The sequence below is a fragment of the Mesonia ostreae genome (assembly GCF_031845265.1).
GTDB lineage: Bacteria > Bacteroidota > Bacteroidia > Flavobacteriales > Flavobacteriaceae > Mesonia > Mesonia ostreae.
Map to the genome: position 1 here is coordinate 147,290 of NZ_JAVRBG010000005.1, position 19,736 is coordinate 167,025.

The 19,736-nt window shown below is 34.4% G+C and carries 15 protein-coding genes; 5 read left to right on the forward strand and 10 right to left on the reverse strand.

Annotated features, from left to right (window positions below; translation table 11 throughout):
• Positions 1-111: 111 nt before the first annotated feature.
• Complete coding sequence (locus RLT85_RS06830) at positions 112-990, forward strand: SdiA-regulated domain-containing protein (protein WP_311401295.1); 879 nt, start codon at positions 112-114, stop codon at positions 988-990.
• Positions 991-1,058: 68 nt separating this feature from the next.
• On the opposite strand, the gene RLT85_RS06835 is transcribed toward RLT85_RS06830, so the two are convergent.
• Both RLT85_RS06835 and RLT85_RS06840 read right to left on the reverse strand, forming a co-directional pair.
• Complete coding sequence (locus RLT85_RS06835; RefSeq protein WP_311401296.1) at positions 1,059-1,538, reverse strand: Lrp/AsnC family transcriptional regulator; 480 nt, start codon at positions 1,536-1,538, stop codon at positions 1,059-1,061.
• Between the two features lie 68 nt (positions 1,539-1,606).
• Positions 1,607-2,749: a M14 family zinc carboxypeptidase gene (locus RLT85_RS06840; RefSeq protein WP_311401297.1), complete on the reverse strand. Its 1,143-nt coding sequence runs from the start codon at positions 2,747-2,749 to the stop codon at positions 1,607-1,609.
• 277 nt (positions 2,750-3,026) lie between these two features.
• On the opposite strand from RLT85_RS06840, the gene RLT85_RS06845 reads away from it, so the two are divergent.
• Positions 3,027-3,413, forward strand: coding sequence for a helix-turn-helix domain-containing protein (locus tag RLT85_RS06845; RefSeq protein WP_311401298.1), 387 nt, complete (start codon positions 3,027-3,029; stop codon positions 3,411-3,413).
• Positions 3,414-3,544: 131 nt separating this feature from the next.
• Positions 3,545-4,348: a hypothetical protein gene (locus tag RLT85_RS06850; RefSeq protein WP_311401299.1), complete on the forward strand. Its 804-nt coding sequence runs from the start codon at positions 3,545-3,547 to the stop codon at positions 4,346-4,348.
• A gap of 6 nt (positions 4,349-4,354) precedes the next feature.
• On the opposite strand, the gene RLT85_RS06855 is transcribed toward RLT85_RS06850, so the two are convergent.
• Complete coding sequence (locus tag RLT85_RS06855; RefSeq protein ID WP_311401300.1) at positions 4,355-7,288, reverse strand: FAD-binding and (Fe-S)-binding domain-containing protein; 2,934 nt, start codon at positions 7,286-7,288, stop codon at positions 4,355-4,357.
• 104 nt (positions 7,289-7,392) lie between these two features.
• Here RLT85_RS06855 and RLT85_RS06860 point away from each other — a divergent pair, with 104 nt between their 5' ends.
• Positions 7,393-7,893, forward strand: a complete 501-nt coding sequence (locus tag RLT85_RS06860) for a hypothetical protein (RefSeq protein ID WP_311401301.1) — start codon at positions 7,393-7,395, stop codon at positions 7,891-7,893.
• Between the two features lie 13 nt (positions 7,894-7,906).
• Here the strand turns inward: RLT85_RS06860 and bshA are convergent, their stop codons facing one another.
• From bshA to RLT85_RS06895, 7 genes are read right to left on the reverse strand one after another with little or no spacing between them, the layout of a single operon-like run.
• Positions 7,907-9,049 (reverse strand): N-acetyl-alpha-D-glucosaminyl L-malate synthase BshA, encoded by a 1,143-nt coding sequence (gene bshA / locus RLT85_RS06865; RefSeq protein ID WP_311401302.1) that lies wholly within the window; start codon positions 9,047-9,049, stop codon positions 7,907-7,909.
• 44 nt (positions 9,050-9,093) lie between these two features.
• A complete protein-coding gene (locus tag RLT85_RS06870) occupies positions 9,094-12,009 on the reverse strand; it encodes a serine hydrolase domain-containing protein (protein WP_311401303.1) in 2,916 nt (971 codons plus the stop codon).
• Positions 12,010-12,064: 55 nt separating this feature from the next.
• Positions 12,065-12,547 carry an ABC transporter ATPase gene (locus tag RLT85_RS06875; protein ID WP_311401304.1) on the reverse strand — a complete coding sequence of 161 codons (483 nt, stop codon included), beginning with the start codon at positions 12,545-12,547 and terminating at the stop codon, positions 12,065-12,067.
• A gap of 27 nt (positions 12,548-12,574) precedes the next feature.
• A complete protein-coding gene (locus RLT85_RS06880; RefSeq protein WP_311401305.1) occupies positions 12,575-13,366 on the reverse strand; it encodes a (Fe-S)-binding protein in 792 nt (263 codons plus the stop codon).
• Between the two features lie 45 nt (positions 13,367-13,411).
• Entirely contained in the window at positions 13,412-14,755 is a 1,344-nt protein-coding gene (locus RLT85_RS06885) for a 4Fe-4S dicluster domain-containing protein (protein ID WP_311401306.1), read from the reverse strand.
• Positions 14,756-14,767: 12 nt separating this feature from the next.
• Positions 14,768-15,736 carry an MlaD family protein gene (locus tag RLT85_RS06890; protein WP_311401307.1) on the reverse strand — a complete coding sequence of 323 codons (969 nt, stop codon included), beginning with the start codon at positions 15,734-15,736 and terminating at the stop codon, positions 14,768-14,770.
• A 54-nt stretch (positions 15,737-15,790) separates the two neighbouring features.
• Entirely contained in the window at positions 15,791-16,897 is a 1,107-nt protein-coding gene (locus tag RLT85_RS06895) for an N-acetylmuramoyl-L-alanine amidase family protein (protein ID WP_311401308.1), read from the reverse strand.
• A gap of 136 nt (positions 16,898-17,033) precedes the next feature.
• On the opposite strand from RLT85_RS06895, the gene RLT85_RS06900 reads away from it, so the two are divergent.
• Positions 17,034-19,733, forward strand: a complete 2,700-nt coding sequence (locus RLT85_RS06900; protein ID WP_311401309.1) for a putative LPS assembly protein LptD — start codon at positions 17,034-17,036, stop codon at positions 19,731-19,733.
• Positions 19,734-19,736 lie beyond the last annotated feature (3 nt).

Here is a 19,736-nt window from a genome sequence, read left to right on the forward strand (position 1 = left end):
ATAATAACACTATGCAAACGATATATAAATTTTACCTTAATAGATTAGATTTCCAGATTGTTTTCAGATTTTAAGTATACATTTTCTTTATATATCTAAAAAGATACTGCTATGAAATTAAAAAAAATTGAAATATCCATTATTCTCGGTGTTATTATAGTCATTTCTGGAATTAGTTTGGCTTTTAATTATTCGCCAAAATCAAAAGAGATAGTCGCTGAGGAAGAAAGTACGCTCTATAAAGAATATAATATTCTTGAAACTTGGGAACTACCTAAAGAACTAATAGAAATTTCTGGAATTAGTTGGATGGGAGATTACAGAATGGCTTGCATCCAAGATGAAGAAGGAATTATTTATATCTACAACTTAAAAACTTCCCGCATAGAAAAAACGATTGAGTTTGGTGAGAAAGGAGATTATGAAGGCTTAGTGGTAATTGAAAAAAATGCATATGCACTGCGCAGCGATGGGACTATTTTTGAGATTAAAAATTACAACAGTCCAGATTTTAAAACCCATAGCTATAATACTTTTTTGAAAGGAAAAAACAACACCGAGAGTCTTGCTTTAGATCCAGAAAACGATCGCTTATTGATGGCCGCTAAAGATAAAGATCCTTTTAGCAAAACCAGCAAAGGAGTTTTTGAGTTTGACTTAAAATCTAAAACATTAGCTAAAAAGCCTCTATATGAGTTACATTTTCACGATAATATTTTTGATAAAATAAGAGAGAAGAAAATTGAAAAAACCTTTAGTCCTTCAGAAATAGCAATACATCCGCAAAGCAAAGAAATTTTTGTTTTAGAAGGAAAAAAACCAAAATTGTTGATTTTAAATCCTAATGGAAGCACTAAGCGCCTTTTTGAATTAGATAAAAATGATTTTAGACAACCGGAAGGAATTGCAATTACTCCCAACGGAGATATATACATTTCTAATGAAGGAAAAAAAGATAAGGCTACTATCTTAAAAGTCGAATTAAAATAGACTTTTACAAGACGAAAAAAAGGGGAAGATTTTAAAAATCTTCCCCTTTTTTTGTACTAATATAATTCTTACAATTCCTTAAAGATGGAATGCATTAAACGTTTTTTATCGTTTAAGCTTTCTTCCAAAGAAATCATAGTTTCTGTTCTATACACTCCTTCAATATCATCCAATTCAAATATAATTTGCTTTGCGTGCTCTGTATCTTTCGCTCTAATCTTACAGAAAATATTAAATTTCCCAGTAGTAACGTGGGCTACCGTAACAAAAGGTATTTCATTAATTCGTTCTAACACAAATTTGGTTTGAGATGTTTTCTGTAAAAACACACCTACGTAAGCGATAAAAGCATACCCTAATTTTTTGTAATCTAAGCTTAAAGAAGATCCTACGATTATTCCAGCCTCTTCCATTTTTTTCACTCTCACATGTACTGTACCCGCAGAAATTTGTAATTTTTTTGCGATATCTGTAAACGGAGTTCTTGTATTGTCGATTAAAATATCTAAAATTTGATGATCTATTTCATCTAATCTAAACTTTGCCATTTGTAATTTTGTTTTTTTAAATATTATGCAAAAATAATACAATTATCCTGATAAATAATCCGTAATATTTAAGCTTTTGTTAAATTTACTAAGCATTCCTTACCGTCCACACTCAATTCTTGAATCTCAGTAATTTCGCTCCATTCTTCTTTTCTATTTATGATGACTTTTTTACCAGAAACATCCATTTCTTTATGTCCAACATAAGCTTTTAAGCATCCTAATGTCTCTAGAAACGGCACAAAAATAATTTTATTGCGCTTTAAAGTCTCTTTATATTGTATGGCAAGATCTATGTTTTGTCTCCCTACATTTCTTAGAATAACATCATAAAAGCATTTTTTATTTTCTGGAATTGTAAAATAATCTTTATAATTTATATGTTTATGGGTTTTGTTAGAGAGTCCCCAGGATCCTTTTAGTAAAGCAATCAAAATAAGTTTTCTTGTTTCTTCCCTCTCATAATCGTCTTCAAAATGTCCTGCCTCAAATAAAATCGTTGGGATTCCTAAATTTTGTAAGGTATCACCAACACAATTCAGGTTGAAGCCATCATCATATCTTCCCACTTGATTTGGGATGATTTGCTGCAAACTTTTATTCATGTAAGCAATAAGTTGCATTCCTGCTATTCTATTTTCATTAACGCCTCTATCTTCATTAAATGCTGGGGATAAAAAAGAAATCGTTGCGGGTTTGGCTGGTTCTCCCACGCCAAATATTGTTCGCTGATCGTGTAAATTAAAACAATAATCTGGCTGAAACTCCATATAAAGCTTTTTAAAGGCTCTGCTCTCGGGTTGTGAACAAAGTTGAGCATCTCTATTCAAATCTATCTCATTTAGGTTGCTACGCGTATAGATTTTTGCGCCGTCTGGATTTAATAGTACAACAAAGCTGAAAGAGATTTTGCTTAAGATTTCTTTCGCTTCCGCGGAATTGCTTTGTAAAAAACCAATAAAGTCAATTAATGCTTTAGTGGTTGTGGTTTCATTTCCATGCATTTGTGACCACATCAAAACTTTGATAGATCCTCCTCCTAAATGCAATTCATAAATAGGCAAACCTAAAACAGATTTCCCTATCACTCTATTTTGATCTTCAGAAAATTTGGCTATAAAATTATTAACATCTTCTACAGGAATATACCTTCCAGAAAAGGATTCATTTTTATACTGCGTTGCTAGCTCTAATAATCTTTCTTTCTCCATAGTTTACAAAAGTAAACAATCCTTTTTTTACAAATGTAAACAGGTGCGGTAAACATACTTGTTACATTTGTAAACGAAAGTGTTTGCAGTTGTACAAACCAATACGGAAAAACTCCTACCGAATATTTTATCTGAATATAATATCTGTTTTTCAATGCTATATGTAATATTATCTAAACTTTTACTTAAACTTAAATAGTGCTTGTAAGCAGGGTTTTGCTATTCTATTTTAATAGTTTACATTTGTAAAATACAAAATTATCTAAAATAGTTTACAATGGTAAACAGTAAAGAATTTACAAATCGGCTCGCTAAGATTATGACGTTTTACGAGTTAAGTGCCACCTCATTTGCAGATAAAATTCAGGTGGGTCGCTCCTCTATTTCTCATATTATATCGGGAAGAAATAAGCCTAGTTTAGATTTTGTAATGAAAGTAGTACAAACTTTTCCAGAGGTCGAATTGTATTGGTTTTTAAACGGAAAAGGAAGTTTTCCTCCTACTACATCTTCTGAAATTGTTTCAAAAAAAGAAAAAAAAGCTTCTACTATTACTTCCAAAGAAGATGCAATTCCGAAAAGAAATCAGAATAAAACTTCCAAAGAAATTGAAAAGGTAATTCTCTTTTACACCGATGGTACTTTTGATACGTATAACCCCTAATTCACTAAGTACAAAAGATACTATTAAATTAACCTAGTACAGTAGCATTCCTACAGATTCAATTAGTACAAGAATTCAGCTACGAACATTATTAAATTAAAAAATAATATCTTTGGAAAAATAATATTCTCATGAAATTACGTATTTTAAGTTTAGCTTTAGTAATGACAAGCCTTATTTCTTGCTCTTCAGATGATACATCAATTAACGACACCAACAACGCTACTTATTTTCCCTTATCTGTAGGAAATAAATGGAATTACATCAATAGTTCTACTGCAGAAGGAGAAGTTGAAAATACCAACGAAGAAACTCTTACACTTACTGCCGAAAATAATAATGCCTATTCTTTTAGTAGTTCGGCAAATATGCTAGAAAGAGGAGTTATTACAGGAATCTTGGTAAATGGAAATCTAACCAAACAAAATGAAAAACTAATTTACAACGGTCAGTATGAAGTAGAACTTAGTTCTTTTGGTATCGAGAATTTAAGTATTCCTATCGATAATTTGGTAGTTTATGATGTAAATGCTTCCGCTGGTGATGCGCTTTCTACAATTAGCAATACGATTAATCAAACCTTAAATCTACAAGGACAAGATATTCCACTTTCTATGACTTACGCATTACATACGGTACAAAATGAAATCCTAGAGAGTTATACCGTGAATAACACTTCTTATGAAAATGTTTTGAAGGCAAATGTCTCTTTAAATTTAGCGGTAGATGCTAGTCTTGTAATTGTTACAGTTCCCTTATTGGAAGAGCAAGAAGTCTTGACTTCTTCTAATTATTATGCGGCTGATATCGGACTTATTTACAGTGAGAATTCGGCCTCTTATAATTTTGAAGATCTATCTCAATTTGGTATTCCAAATATAGATTCTGTAAATGTAGATTCATCTCAGTCTATTGATACATACACCATTCAATAATTTAAGCTAAACCTTAACTTTAATCAATGCATTCTTTAAAATACTTATAGGGTGCATTGATTTTTTTTGTGTTCCGTCGTAAATTTGATGTCTACAACTCGTTCCGTTGGCTGCAATAATGGTTGCATTCGCAGCTCTTCTAACTGCTGGAAAAAGGCTATGATTTCCTATTTGCATACTCACTTCATAATGTTCCTTTTCATAACCAAAACTCCCTGCCATTCCGCAGCAGCCAGAAGAAATCACGGTAACTTTGTAATTTTCTGGAATGTTTAAAATATCAAACGTTGGCTTTATAGAACTCATCGCTTTTTGATGACAATGTGCGTGAATTTTAATTGTTTGAGATGCTTTCTCAAATTGCTCTGAAGTTATATTTCCTTTTTTAATTTCTTCGGATAAAAATTCTTCTATTAAAAATACATGTTTTGCAAGTTTTTTAGCTTTTTCTGGAGCATTGGCTAAACGGAAATATTCATCCCGAAAGGATAAAATAGCGCTGGGCTCTATGCCAATAAGCGGACTTTCTTCTGAAACCAAATCTTTGAAAATTTCTATATTTTTATTCGCTAGTTGCTTAGCCTTCAGCAAGAAACCTTTAGATATTTGCGCTCTACCACTTTCTTCATGTGCCACCACCTCTATTTTGTAGCCTAAATGCGTCAAGACTTCCAAGGCATCCAAACCTATAGAAGTGTCTAATTGATCTGTAAATTCGTCAATAAACAAGTACACTTTCTTGATCTGTTTCGCTTTCGCGGAAAGTAAATCGGGATTTTCCTGTATACTTTTCCGTAAAGATTTTTTTGAAAGCTGCGGTAAACTCCGCTCTGGAGCAATCCCTAAACTTCTCTTGATCAGTTTAGAGCTTAAACTATTCTCAAACAAAGCATTGGTAAACGAAGTGCTGAATCTTCCTCTCTTATTCCACGTATAGTTTTCTGAAAAAAGTTGATCTCTAAAGCTGTGAGAATTATGTTGATGGTATTGGTATAAAAACTCGGCTTTATATGCTGCCATATCTATATTAGAAGGACATTCGCTCTTGCAACCTTTACAACTAATGCATAAATCCAATACTTCTTTGGTGGCCTTATCATTAAATCGATTTTCAGAGTGCGGCTGACTCATTAATTCTCGCAACATATTAGCTCGCCCCCTTGTCGTATCTTTTTCATTTTTTGTGGCTCGATAACTGGGACACATAGTTCCGCCAGCAGCGACACTTTTGCGACAATCTCCGCTCCCATTGCAATTTTCTACGGCACGTAGAAAACCTTGGGTATCCTCAAAATTCATCACGGTTTTTACATGTGGCTCTTTTCGGTCTATTTCGTAGCGTAAATCGGTTTCCATAGGAAGTGCTTCCACAATTTTCCCAGGATTAAAGATGTTTTGAGGATCAAAAATACTCTTGGTCTGTTTAAAAAGTTGATAGTTTCTAACGCCCACCAACATTTCAATAAAGGAAGCCCTCACTCTACCGTCACCGTGTTCTCCGCTAAAAGAACCTTTATATTTTTTAACCAACAAAGCTACCTGATGCGTGATTTCTTTAAAAAGCGCTACATCTTCGCTCTTTTTTAAGTTTAAAATAGGTCGGAGATGAAGTTCGCCCGCACCGGCGTGCGCATAATACACCGCTTTTTGGTCAAAACTTTTCATCAATTGGGTAAACTCATGAATATAACTCGACAAATCTTTTAAGGCAACCGCAGTGTCTTCAATACAAGCCACGGCTTTTTTATCTCCTTTTAAATTCCCTAATAATCCTAAACCTGCTTTTCTCAATTCTAGCGCAAGATGAATTTCTTCTCCGTATAAAATTTTATTGGCGTAAGATTTTGATTCAGTTTGTAAAATATGTTCTAAAGACTTTATTTTTTGCTGCAAGGCTTCGGGTTGATTTGCTTTTAATTCTAGCATTAGAATTCCGATAGGGTCTCCTTTAATAAAAAATCTATTTTCTTTATATTTTATACTGTCTTTGGTGCAATCTAAAATGATTTTATCCATCATTTCGCAAGTAAACAAATCTTCTTGCATGACCGGTTCTACTGCTTCCAAACAGTCTTCAATACTATAAAAATGAGCCGCAATCATCGCTGATTTTTTAGGAGGTAATGGGTCTAATTGCAATTTAATCTTGGTGGTAAATGCTAAAGTGCCTTCGCTTCCGCATAATAATTTACAGAAATTAAAAGTTTTCTTTGCGGAAGAAAAAACTTCTGTATCAATTAAAGTATCTAAGGCATAACCTGTATTTCTTCGGTGTATCTCTGGCAGCGGAAATTGCTTTCTTATTTCATTTTGTACTTCTTTTGGAAGCAACATCTGGTAAAATTTCTTGTAAATTTCGCCTTCAAAATCTTCCTGTTCTAGCTTTCGCTGAAATTCTTCCGCGTTAAGTGAACCAAAGGTCACTAAACTTCCATCAGAAAGAATGACTTCCATTTCCAACACCTTATCTCTGGTCACTCCATATTGAATGGAGGTGGTTCCGCTAGAATTGTTGCCTGCCATTCCACCAAGAGTACAGCGATTAGAAGTAGACGTATTAGGACCAAAAAACAAATCATATGGTTCTAAATAGCGATTTAATTCATCTCGAATAATTCCTGGTTCTACTGTCACGCTACGTTGACTTTCATTAAATTCAATCACCGAATTCAAATACTTTGAAATGTCTACAACCAAGCCTTCTCCCACACATTGCCCCGCCAATGAAGTTCCCGCAGCTCGAGGAACAAGTTCTATAGAATGTTTAGCTGCAAATACTACAATATCCTGAAGATCACCTAAGCTTTTGGGAATTACTACGCCCAATGGCATTTTCCGGTAAACGGAAGCATCTGTAGCATATAATTTTTTATAGGTGTCGTCTATAAAAAGTTCGCCCTGTATGTGGTGCTTTAAAGATTCGATTAAGGATAAATTCAATGCTCTTAACAGTTTTTAAGTAAGATTAACAAAAGATTGCCTGACAATAATCGTAAGGTATTAAAATTGAAAATATATTTGAGGTTAATTAAAAAAAAAATGAAATGAAAAAGATTTTTTTGACCCTCAGTCTTGTTTTGGGAGCATTATTGACCATGAATGCTCAAGAAATTTCTAATAATGCTATTGGTCTTCGTTTGGGAGGTGGAGACGGTTTTGGAGCTGAAGTATCTTATCAACGTGCGCTTGGAAGCGACAACAATAGATTAGAGCTAGATTTAGGATGGAGAAATGATAAGCATTTTGATGCTTTTAAGCTAGCTGGATTATACCAATGGGTTTGGAATATTGATGGCGGATTTAATTGGTATGCGGGTGCTGGTGCCGGTATTGGTAGTGTAGATGACAATAGACACTATAGAGATGATTTTGAACATAAGGATGGTGCATTCCTTTTTGTTGCAGGTAACATAGGTATAGAATACAACTTTGATATCCCTTTATTAGTATCACTAGATTTTAGACCAGAAATTGGTTTTTCCGACTATGATGTAATTGATGATTTTGCTCCAGATATTGCTATTGGGGTACGTTACCAATTCTAAAAAAAGATTTTATTTACTTAGTCTTGGCATTAAGATTTGAGGCGGCTTTCTTATAAATTTCTTCATACATAGGAATTACAGAGTCGGTATCAAATTTTAATGCCATTTCTTTTGCATTCAATTTAAACTGATTTAAACGCTGGTCATCACTCAAAATATGAATTGCATTTTTGGCCATACTTTCCACATCTCCCACATCGCTTAAGTATCCAGAGAAATTTTGTTTATTTACTTCGGGCAAACCGCCTGTATTAGAAGAAATTACGGGTACACCATTTACCATAGCTTCTAGTGCTGCCAATCCAAAACTTTCTTTTTCTGAAGGCAATAAAAACAAATCTGAAAAGCATAAAATTTTATCTACATCATTGCTTTCTCCTAAAAAAATTATTTTACCTGAAATTCCCAATTCCTCTGCTAAGTCCTTTGCGGGTTGCACCTCTGGCCCTTCCCCAACCATAATTAACTTCGACTTTACCTCTTTCTGAATTTGATTAAAAATCTTTACCACATCTCCAATACGCTTTACTTTTCTAAAGTTGCTTACGTGAGTGACAATCTTTTCATCATCTTCAGCCATCAATTCACGTTGGCAATCTGTAAATTGACTCGTTCCTACTTTCGTATCTATAAAATTTGGAATTACACAAATAGGAGATTTTACATTAAATAAGCGTAACGTGTCGTCTTTCAAACTTTGTGAAACTGACGTTACATAATCACTTTTATTGATGCTAAAAGTTACCGCCGGCTTATAAAAAGGATGGTTTCCTACTAAAGTGATATCGGTTCCATGAAGTGTGGTCACCATGGGGATATAGATTCCTTCTTCCTCCAACATTTTCTTTGCCATATAGCCAGCATAGGCGTGAGGAATCGCATAATGTACGTGCAACAATTCTATTTCATGCAATAAAACCATGTCTACCAATTTACTAGATAAGGCAAGTTCATAGGGTTGGTAATGAAATAAGGGATATTCGGGGACGTTAACCTCGTGGTAATGGATATTTTTAGAAAGTTGTTCTAAACGAACGGGTTGTTTATAGGTTATAAAATGAATTTCGTGACCCCGTTTTGCTAATCCCATTCCCAATTCGGTGGCGACTACTCCACTTCCTCCAAAAGTGGGATAACATACAATTCCTATTTTCATATTTTTTGGTTTAAAGGTAACGCATTTGACAAAAAAAGACTGCTTTAATAAATAATTGAATCATAAATTAGTTGCTGAATTTGGGTTCTTATGTCTTCACTTATTAACTTTCTATTGGTGGCATCTGGAAAAGTTCTATTCGAAAGAAATATATAGACAATTTCTTCTTCGGGATCTGCCCATGCGTAAGTTCCTGTAAAACCACTGTGCCCAAAACTTTTCATAGAAATACAGCCGCAAGTAGGTCCTAGAGTTCCCAACTGAGGTTTATCAAACCCAACGCCTCTTCTTACATCTTCTTCACAATAATAACATTCGTTAAATGCTCCTAAAGTTTCTTGCATAAAAAAACGTTTTCCACCGTAGTAGCCGTCATTCAAATACATTTGCATAATTTTTGCCACATCATTACTATTACTAAAAAGACCTGCATGGCCTCCTACTCCGCCCTGCATAGCAGCTCCTTGATCGTGAACATAACCTTGCACCTTTTGTTTTCTCCAATAATCGTCAATTTCTGTAGGCGGAATTTGATCTGCGTTAAATCTATCTAATGGAAGATATCCCAAAAAATTCGCACCTAAATCTTTATATACTTTTTCTTGGGTAAGTTGGTCTAAAGACTTACCGTAATAGCTCTCTAAGAACTTTTTTAAAATATAATAGGGTAAATCACTATATTTGTATTGCTTTCTTTTTCGCAAATCACTATCTACAATTTGCTTAAAAATGGAGTCATTGATGTCCCTACGCATATAGAAATCATCAGCGACTTTTACATTAAACACTTCATCGGGTTGCGGTCTAAAATACTTTACGGAAGCTTTTTTAGTTTCTGCGTCAAGCGTACCGATGTAAAAAGGAATCCAAGCTTGAAGCTGCGCATAATGACTTAACATTTTCTTCAAGGTAATATTGGCCTTGTTGGTTCCTTTTAATTCAGGTAAAATTTCTTTTAGTTTTGTATCTAGCTGTAGTACTCCTTTTTCTTTTAATTCCATGACTAGCGGCAAACTTGCCAATATCTTGGTTAAAGATGCCAAATCATAAATAGTACTATCGCTTACAGGAATTTTATTTTCATAGGTGTGGTATCCAAAATTCTGTTGATAAATCACTTTTCCTTTTCTAGCTACCAATAACTGCAATCCAGGTGCCATTTTTTCGTCTATAACGCGTTGCGCTAATGCGCTTATCTTATTTAAATTAGCAGAATTTATTCCGACTGTTTCGGGTAAACCGTAGGACAAACGTTTTAGTGGCTTAGTAATATATTTTGTTCCTTCAGGAAAATCATCTCCTACCGTCACTGGTAATCGACCTTCGGCTCCAATAGCTCCAAAAAGCATTTGCGCTACTTTCTCTTGCGCAATTTTGCTGTTTTGATATCCTAATACAATTCCCTCCAAATTGGTAGTCGTTTTTAAATCTAGAATAGAGTAAGGCCTAGCGAATGAAGCGAGTACAGTGGTATTTAAACGAGAGATTTCGTACAACCAAACCATTTCTTTTTGCGTAAGCTTATAGGATTTCCAAGGATTATCATTAGAAGTATGGTGACCAATAATTACGTAATTGTAATTTTTTAAAGTTCCCAATAACGAACCCAGATGTTCATCTTTAACGTGATCTATTTCGGTGTATCTTTGAAGTTGATTAAAAAAATCGGCTCCATTGGCATCACCAAGATTTACATATGCAATTTTCTTAGATTTTAAATCTTTGATGGGCATAATTGCCTTATCATTCTTGATCACGGTGATTGCTTTCTCCATCACTTCTTCGTACAATACGTCATCGTGAATCGTATTTAATTCTTCTACCAAATATGCAGTTTCAACGGGTTGGTAATGGTTTAATCCTACCTTATATTTAGATTGTAAAATTTTCTTTACGGAAAATGCCAAACGTTCTTCTGTTATCGTGCCTTCTTGATATGCTGCGACAAGTTTATCATGCGCTTTAGGAATATCTTCTGAAATCAATAAAATATCATTTCCAGCAAGAAAGGCAGCTAAATCTATTTCTCCCCCTTCATCAAAATCTGCCACTCCTCGCATATTTAAAGCATCGGTAAACACCAATCCTTTATACTGAAGGCTGTCTCGCAGAAGTTCTGTAATAATTTTTTTTGATAAAGAAGAAGGTAAATTATTTTTAGGTTCTAAAGCAGGTACATTTAGATGCCCTACCATAATACTAGAAACCCCTTCTTGAATCATTTTATAATAAGGATATAACTCCAGACTATCTAGGCGCTTTTTAGTAAAATTGAGCGTAGGCAAGGCTTTATGAGAATCGGTATCTGTATCTCCATGGCCTGGGAAATGCTTGGCACTACTCAACACATTTTCTTTGTGCATCCCTTTCATAAAAGCAAGCGCTTTTTGGGTTACACGTTGTTTATTTTCACCAAAAGAACGATTTCCAATAATGGGGTTTTCAGGATTGATATTGATATCTACTACGGGTGCAAAATTAATATGAACTCCTAAGCGTTTAGAGTGTTTTGCTATTCGCTGGCCTACTCTTTCTATCAATTGATTGTCTTCTACAGCTCCTAAAGTCATGTTCCAAGGAAAAGCATAAGTAGAATCTAAGCGCATTGCCAATCCCCATTCTGCATCCATTCCTATAAGTAAAGGAACTTTAGAAAGCTCTTGAAACTCATTATTCATCTTAGCTTGTTGCAGAGGGCCTCCTTTAGAAAAAATTACTCCTCCTAGATGATAATCATCAATGAGTTTTTTAATTTTATCCGCGGCAGCGTCACCTTTGCTTGAAAAAATATCGACCATAAATAACTGACCCACTTTCTCTTCTAAACTCATATTTAGGTAAATACTATCTACCCATTTTTTTTGATTTGCAGCATCATCTGTCATCAACGGACTCACTTTTTGAGCGAATGTGCTGGGAATTACCACCAATATAAAAAGGATTTTAATTAAAGAATTCATGGATGTGGCCGAATTAAAAACAGAAGATTACAGAAAAGAATATTCAAAAAGTATGCTACAAAAATCTCTTGTGCCAACTTTCTTCTATCGGAATCTCCCAATCGTGTAAATATTCCTCTTTCGTATTTACCAAGTTATTGAATACGATAGTTTTAGGAGAAACTGATCTGTTTTTAACAATCTTTTTAAAATCTATAAGTGTTTTATAAGCGATAAATTCACCTTGCTTAAAGGTCACATTCATTTTATCTAACAGGTCGACTTCGTATTTTTTCTCTAAATCCTGAATAAAATGTACAGAAGCATCTATAGAACATCCTGAAGCTCCTTGAAGAGATTGGTCTAAACCAATTATGATAAACCGTCTGTATCTTATTTCAAAACCAGCTTTAAGATTTGAGCCGTGAGCTGCCCATTGAACAAGAAATTCAGCAACTTCTTGTTCCAATTCTTGAATTTCTTCTGGTGTAAAAGGTCTATTGGATTGGTAAATCCAAATTTTGGATTCTAAGGGTAATTCTTTAAAATCTACATGCATATCAAAACTACATCTTCAGTATTAAACTTATAATTCATCTGCTTGCGCAATCATTTCAGCAACATCCATAACTTCAATTTCTCCCTCTTTGTTTTTACTCTTAACACCATCTGTCATCATGGTATTACAAAAAGGGCAACCTGCCGCAATCATATCTGGCTTGGTTTCCATCGCTTGCTCGGTACGCAATATATTTACATCTTTATTACCAGCTTCTGGCTCTTTAAACATTTGTCCACCTCCAGCGCCACAACAAAGACCGTTTTTCTTACAATTTTTCATCTCCACCAATTCTACTTCTAACTTCCGAAGTAAATCTCTTGGCGCTTCATATTCATTATTTGCTCGTCCCAAATAACAAGGATCATGAAAAGTAATTCTCTTTCCCTTAAATTTTCCTCCCTCTACTTTCAATTTCCCTTCTTCTAAAAGAGACTTTAAAAATTGGGTATGGTGCATGACTTTATAATTTCCGCCAAGCTCGGGATACTCGTTCTTAATCGTATTAAAACAATGCGGACAAGCGGTGACGATCTTCTCTATTTCATAGGCATTCATCACTTCTATGTTCTGTGCAGCTTGCATCTGAAATAAAAATTCATTTCCTGCTCTTTTTGCTGGATCTCCTGTACAACTTTCTTCGGTTCCTAAAACGGCAAAATCTACACCAGCATTTGTGAGTAGTTTTACTAAAGCTTTAGTTACTTTTTTTGCTCTATCGTCGAAGCTTCCCATACAACCTACCCAAAATAAAACTTCCGGTTTTTTACCTTCTGCCATATATTCAGCCATTGTTGGCACTTTAATCGCCTCTTCCATAATCTGTATATCTTTTTCTCTTTTACTTAGAGTAATTCTTAAAATTTATTTTTCTTCTGCCCAATTTAAACGATCCATTTGATTGTAAGGCCAAGGCGCACCATTGTTTTCTATATTACCCATAGCAATATTTAATTCGTTTGGGGCAGCACTTTCTTCCATCACCAAATATCTTCTCATTTCTACAATGATAGATAAAGGATCTATTCCTATGGGACAAGCCTCTACACATGCATTACACGTAGTACAAGCCCAAAGTTCTTCTCTACTTATATAATCATCTAAAAGTTGTTTTCCGTCGTCTTTAAATTCTCCTTTATTCGTATCTATATTGGCTCCTACTTCTTCCAAACGATCTCTCGTATCCATCATAATCTTACGCGGAGAAAGTTTTTTCCCGGTCTGATTTGCAGGACATTCAGAAGTACAGCGTCCACATTCGGTACACGTATACGAGTTAAGCAATTGTACCCAGTTTAAATCTTTAACGTCACTCGCACCAAATTTTTCTGGTTCTTCTGTTTCTTCGGAAGGATCTGGTGCTGCAAAAGGATCTGCATCTGGATCCATCATTAAATCCACTTCCTTTTTTACAGATTCCAAATTATCAAATTCTCCCTGCGGAGTTAATTTTGCGAAATATGTATTAGGGAATGCTAAAAGAATATGTAAGTGTTTTGAATAATATAAATAGTTTAGGAAGAATAATATTCCTAAAATATGCAACCACCAAGCAGCTCTTTCTACAATAATTAAAGAAGAAATACTTAGGCCATCAATTAGCGGAACTAAAAACTGACTCACGGGAAAAGAGCCTACAATGCCTGCTTCATTAGCATAATGTTCTGCTCCTAAGGTTTGTAATTGAGAATCGGCTGCATTCATTAACAAAAATAAAGCCATCAAAATTAATTCAAAATACAAAATATTATTGGCATCACTTTTAGGCCACCCTTTCATTTCATTCGCCCAAAATCGTTTTAATTTTAAAACATTTCTTCTGGTCCAGAAGAATATAATACCAATAAAAACCAATAAAGCTAAGATTTCAAAAGAGCCAATAAGTAAATTATAAGTGGCACCTAAAAATGAAAATATTCTATGCGTTCCAAAAATACCATCAATAATAATTTCTAAAACTTCTATATTTATAATGACAAAACCTACATAAACTACAATATGTAAAAAACCTGCGATAGGTCTTTTCACCATTTTAGATTGCCCCAAAGCAACTCTAGCCATATTGGCAAAGCGCTCATTAGGTTGGTCTTTTCTATCTATCTCTTTCCCTAAGCGTATATTTCTTACTAACTTCTTTACGTTTCTAGCAAAAAAGCCTAAACCAAAAAGTAAAGCGATAACAAATAAAACTTGTCCTAATAATGCCATAGTTGAATATAATTATTTAAGAGAGTCTTTTGGTTCCTTGTATTTACCTGCATTTTTTCCGAAGACAGAGAAATGAACATAACGTTTTGGATTAAGCTTTATGTCTTGCAGCAATTCTTCTAACTGCTTGGTCGCTCTGTCCATATTGTCATAGACTTTATCATCTTTTAATAGTTTACCCGCAGTACCTTTTCCATCGTTTAAATCGTTGGATATTTTCTGAAAATCTGCAATGACACCTTCAAAATCAGCGACCATTTTATTCAAATCAATTTTAGCTATAGAATCAGAAAACTTATTAAAGTTACCAGATATCTCATCTAAATTGGTAAAAGTTCTATTTAATTTCTGTTCATTATTCCCAAGAATATTGTTCACATTTCCAAGAACATTATTGGCATTATCTGCTACTCCATTAAAAGACTCTACGGTAGTATTAAGATTGGCAAACGTCTTTTTAAGATTGTCTCGCGTTTCTTTATCCAATACGTCATTAATCGCAAATAACAAGGAATCTGCACTTACAATCGCACTTTCTACTTTTTTCTGAAGCGGGGTTAGACGATCATTCACCAACTCTAAGAGACCTTCTTCTATATCACCCACCAAAGTATCTCCAGATTTTGCTCTATCTCCATTATAATGGGGAATAATCGCCATGGTTTTTCCACCAATTAAGCTTCCCCCATAAATTCTAGCGACACTTTCTGTGGTAAATTCAAAATCATCTTCTATACTCATGGTTACTAAAACTCTTCCCTTTTTATTTAAAAAAGAGATATCAGTAACTGAACCCACTTTAATTCCGTTAATAGTTACGGCAGATGATTTAGCTAAACCTTCTACTTCATTATATGTAGCATAAAATGTTCTGTCGCTTTTAAGTAAGTTATTGCCTTTTAGAAAACTATATCCAAAAATTAATAATGCAATCGCTACTATAGCTAATAAAGCTGTTTTTACTTCTTTAGTAATCTTCAAATGAATATGTTTTTTAGGTTAGCAAATTTAAGGATTAAATATAGAAAAGTCCATCTATTTCTTCGGACTTTTTAACGCCTCATTAACGCTAATTTTCTTTCCCTCTTTAAAAGCAACCAAATAGCCGCTTTTATAGCCCTTCTCTTGAGCCTGTACAAGCAAATCTTTTGCCTTTTTATAACTAGAAGTTTTTCCGTAGTAATACTTGTAAAACTTACCTTCTTTAGTTCGCTCTATATCTTTTAGCCCCTTAAAATTATAAGAGGCAGTTTCTATTGCCGTAGAACCAGCAGCGATTTGCACCTTAAATAAAACCCCATCATAGTTATCTCCATATTCTCTTTCTTCGATAGGTTTTGGATCTAGTAGCGCTGGAGTTTCAGAAAAATGAAGATTAATGCTGTTTTTATAATCAACAATTCCCGTTTTTATAGAGTTGGCCACCTTATTTTTTGCTGCAGTAGAATTTAAATAAGTTCCTTCAGTTTTATTGGTAAGAAAACCTACTTCCGTAAGAACACTAGGCATATAAGTTTCTCTTAATACTAAAAGCCCTGCTTGCTTTACCCCTCTATCTTTTCTTTTTAAAGTATTTGTGTATTCTCTTTGAATAAAATCTGCCAATAAAATGCTTTGGTCCAAATATTCTTCTTGCATTAACGTCATACCTATATAAGAGGAAGGATCCTTAGGATCAAAACCATCATAAGTGACTTCATAATTTTCCTCTAGATAGATTACTGAGTTCTCTTTCATTGCTATTTCCAGGTTAGCTTTATTGTTATGCAGTCCCAGTACAAATGTTTCAGTTCCGTGAGCGCTAGAACTACTGGCAGCATTACAATGTACAGACACAAATAAATCAGCTTCTGCATCATTTGCTATATCGGCACGTTTATGAAGGGGAACAAAAACATCGGTTTTGCGTGTATAAATTACTTTAATGTCTTTGTTATCTTCTAAAAGCTTTCCTACTTGTAAAACAATATCTAATGCAATATGTTTCTCATAAAATCCGTTCCCACGATTTCCAGGATCTTTTCCTCCGTGTCCTGCATCTAACACCACTACAAAAGGTTTGGGAGGGTTTTTTTCATTGGAATAACTTTGAATACCAAAGAAGAAACAAATTAAGAGAATATAAACACAGTTGTTTTTCATAATGAGGGAGTTAGTTTTTTAAAATTAACACTTGGTTTTTAATTTTTAAAAATTCTACATATACCTTTAAAAAATATATGTAATTTTGAACTTTCAAAAAGCAAGCCAAAATCACACAAAAATAGCACTCTAAGCATTGCAAACAAACTTACTTTACATACTTTTCACGTGTTTTTTTGTGTTTCTAGGTTCTACAGCAACTGTGGCCCAAGAAATTGACAGCATTACAAAAGTAAATATTCCTGCGGAAAGAGAAGCTGTTTTTTCCTTAAGTGATAGTCTTACCCCAAAACCGCCCACTTTAATGGACACCGTTAAGGTAGATACCATTAAACCCAAAGAGGATTCTTTTTTGACAGCAAACATTGTAGCCACCGCAAAAGACTATATGCGTTACGATCGTAAAAACGGAAAAGCTTATTTATATAACGAAGCTAAGATTGTATATGGAGATCTAGTTATTGAAGCCGGTCTAATTATTCTAGACAATAAAAAGAATGAAATATATGCGTACGGGATCAAAGATTCTACAGACACATACACGCAAAGTCCTGTTTTTACTCAAGCAGAAAGCGTAATACAACCAGATAGTATTCGGTTTAATACCGTGAGCAAAAAAGCATTGGTACACAATTCTAGAACCAAGCAAGGAGAATTTAATGTAATAGGAGAAACGACCAAACGCGAGAATGATTCAGTGTATTTTATGAAGAATGTAAAATTTACTACTTCTAAGGATATTGAAAATCCCGATTATTACTTTTACGCACGAAAAATTAAACTGGTACCTGAACAAAAAATCGTCACCGGCCTTGTGAATATGTATATCGCCGATGTTCCTACTCCCTTGGGTTTACCTTTCGGATATTTTCCCTTAACAGATGAAAGAGCATCGGGATTTATTATTCCATCGTTTGGAGACAATCAAAATAGAGGTTACTTTTTGCAAAACGGAGGGTATTATTTTAATATTAGTGATTATGTAGATTTAGCCGTTTTAGGAGATTATTATACCAACGGAAGTTATGGTTTTCGCTTAGAGTCTAATTATGCAATGCGGTATCGCTACAACGGAAATGTAAGTTTCCGGTATGAGAAATTATTAAATAGTGAACGCGGTTTCCCGGATTTCTCTGAAAGTACTATTTATAATTTACGTTGGAATCATACTCAGGATCAAAAAGCAAGTCCGTCGAGTAGATTCCAAGCCTCAGTCAATTTTGGAAGTAGTAAATATTACCAAGAAACCATCAACCAAACCAATACAGGAAACTTTTTAAATAACAACTTAAGTTCTTCGGTCTCCTACTCCAAAACTTTTGATGGAAAACCTCAAGTAAATCTAAGTGCCGCCGTAACGCATAATCAAAATACGAATACGCAAGAGGTTAATATGACTTTGCCTACCGTGCAGGCGAGTATGGCTAGGATTTATCCTTTTGAACCTAAAAACGGAACCAAAAAAGGAATTTTTCAAAATATAAATTTTCAATATAACCTAAGAGGAGAAAATAGAATTAGAACCACAGATTCACTATTCTTTAAACCTCAAATGTTCAAGAATATGCAGTCGGGAATTCAACATACGGTTCCTGTGAGTACTAATTTTAAACTCTTTAATTATTTTAGTGTTAGTGCCGGTACTTCTTTACAAGAAAATTGGGTTTTTAAAACCATAGATCGTTCGTATAATCAAAGTCTGCAAAAAGTAGTGACAGATACCGTAAATGGTTTTGATGCGTATAGAACCTATAACTTCTCTTCTAGTATAGGAACTACCATTTATGGATTATTCAAATTTAAAAAAGAAGGTAAAATACAAGCCATTAGACACGTGGTGCGACCTTCTTTGAGCTACAGTATTAATCCTGCGTTTAATGAATTTTATGATACCTATTTGGTTCCAGAAACTTCTGGTTTACCTGAAGAAATAGTAGAATACTCTAGGTTTGAAGGTGGTCTTTTTGGAGCTCCAGGAAATACCTACGGGAGCAATATAGGGTTTTCCCTTACCAACGATTTTGAAGCAAAAGTACGCTCTAAAGATACCACTGCCACCGAACCTATAAAGCGTAAATTACTAAGTAATTTATCTCTTTCTACCTCTTACAATTTGGCAGCAGATTCTTTACAATTTCAGCCTGTGACGGTAAGAGGGGTTTTGCCAATTATAGAAAATAAGTTAGACATCAACTTTAATGGTGCGCTAGATCCTTATGCACTTAACAGTAATAATCAACGTATAGATACGTATAATATTAACAACGGCGGAAGTTTATTTAGACTTACCAGAGCCAACGTAAGTTTTGGGTACAGTCTTTCTAATAAAGATTTTGAAAGAGGCGAAAAAGATACCGATAAGCTGGACAATGAAACGTTTAGAAACGGAGGAAGACCAGACGATTTGTTTGGTACATCTACCAGTTTAGATGGTCGGCTTTATGGAGAAGACGAAGAAAAGGAAGAAAAAGTTGTAGAAAACGAAACCCAAAGATATCGTTATGCCATTCCTTGGAAAATTAGATTCGCCTACACGGCAACCTACAATAATTTAAGACGCGAAGATGAAATCTCCTCCCATTCTCTAATGTTTTCTGGAGATGTAGAGCTTTCACCAAGATGGACTGTTGGTGCATCTTCTGGATTCGATTTTAAAAATCCCGGCTTTACCTTTACCCAACTCCGCTTTCAGCGCGATTTAGAAAGCTGGAGACTTTCTTTTAACTGGACTCCCTTCGGAAATCGAGAATCTTGGTATTTCTTTATTGGTATTAAAGCCAATGTGTTGAGCGATATCAAATACGATAAGAATAGAGAACGAGACAGAAATTTATAAACT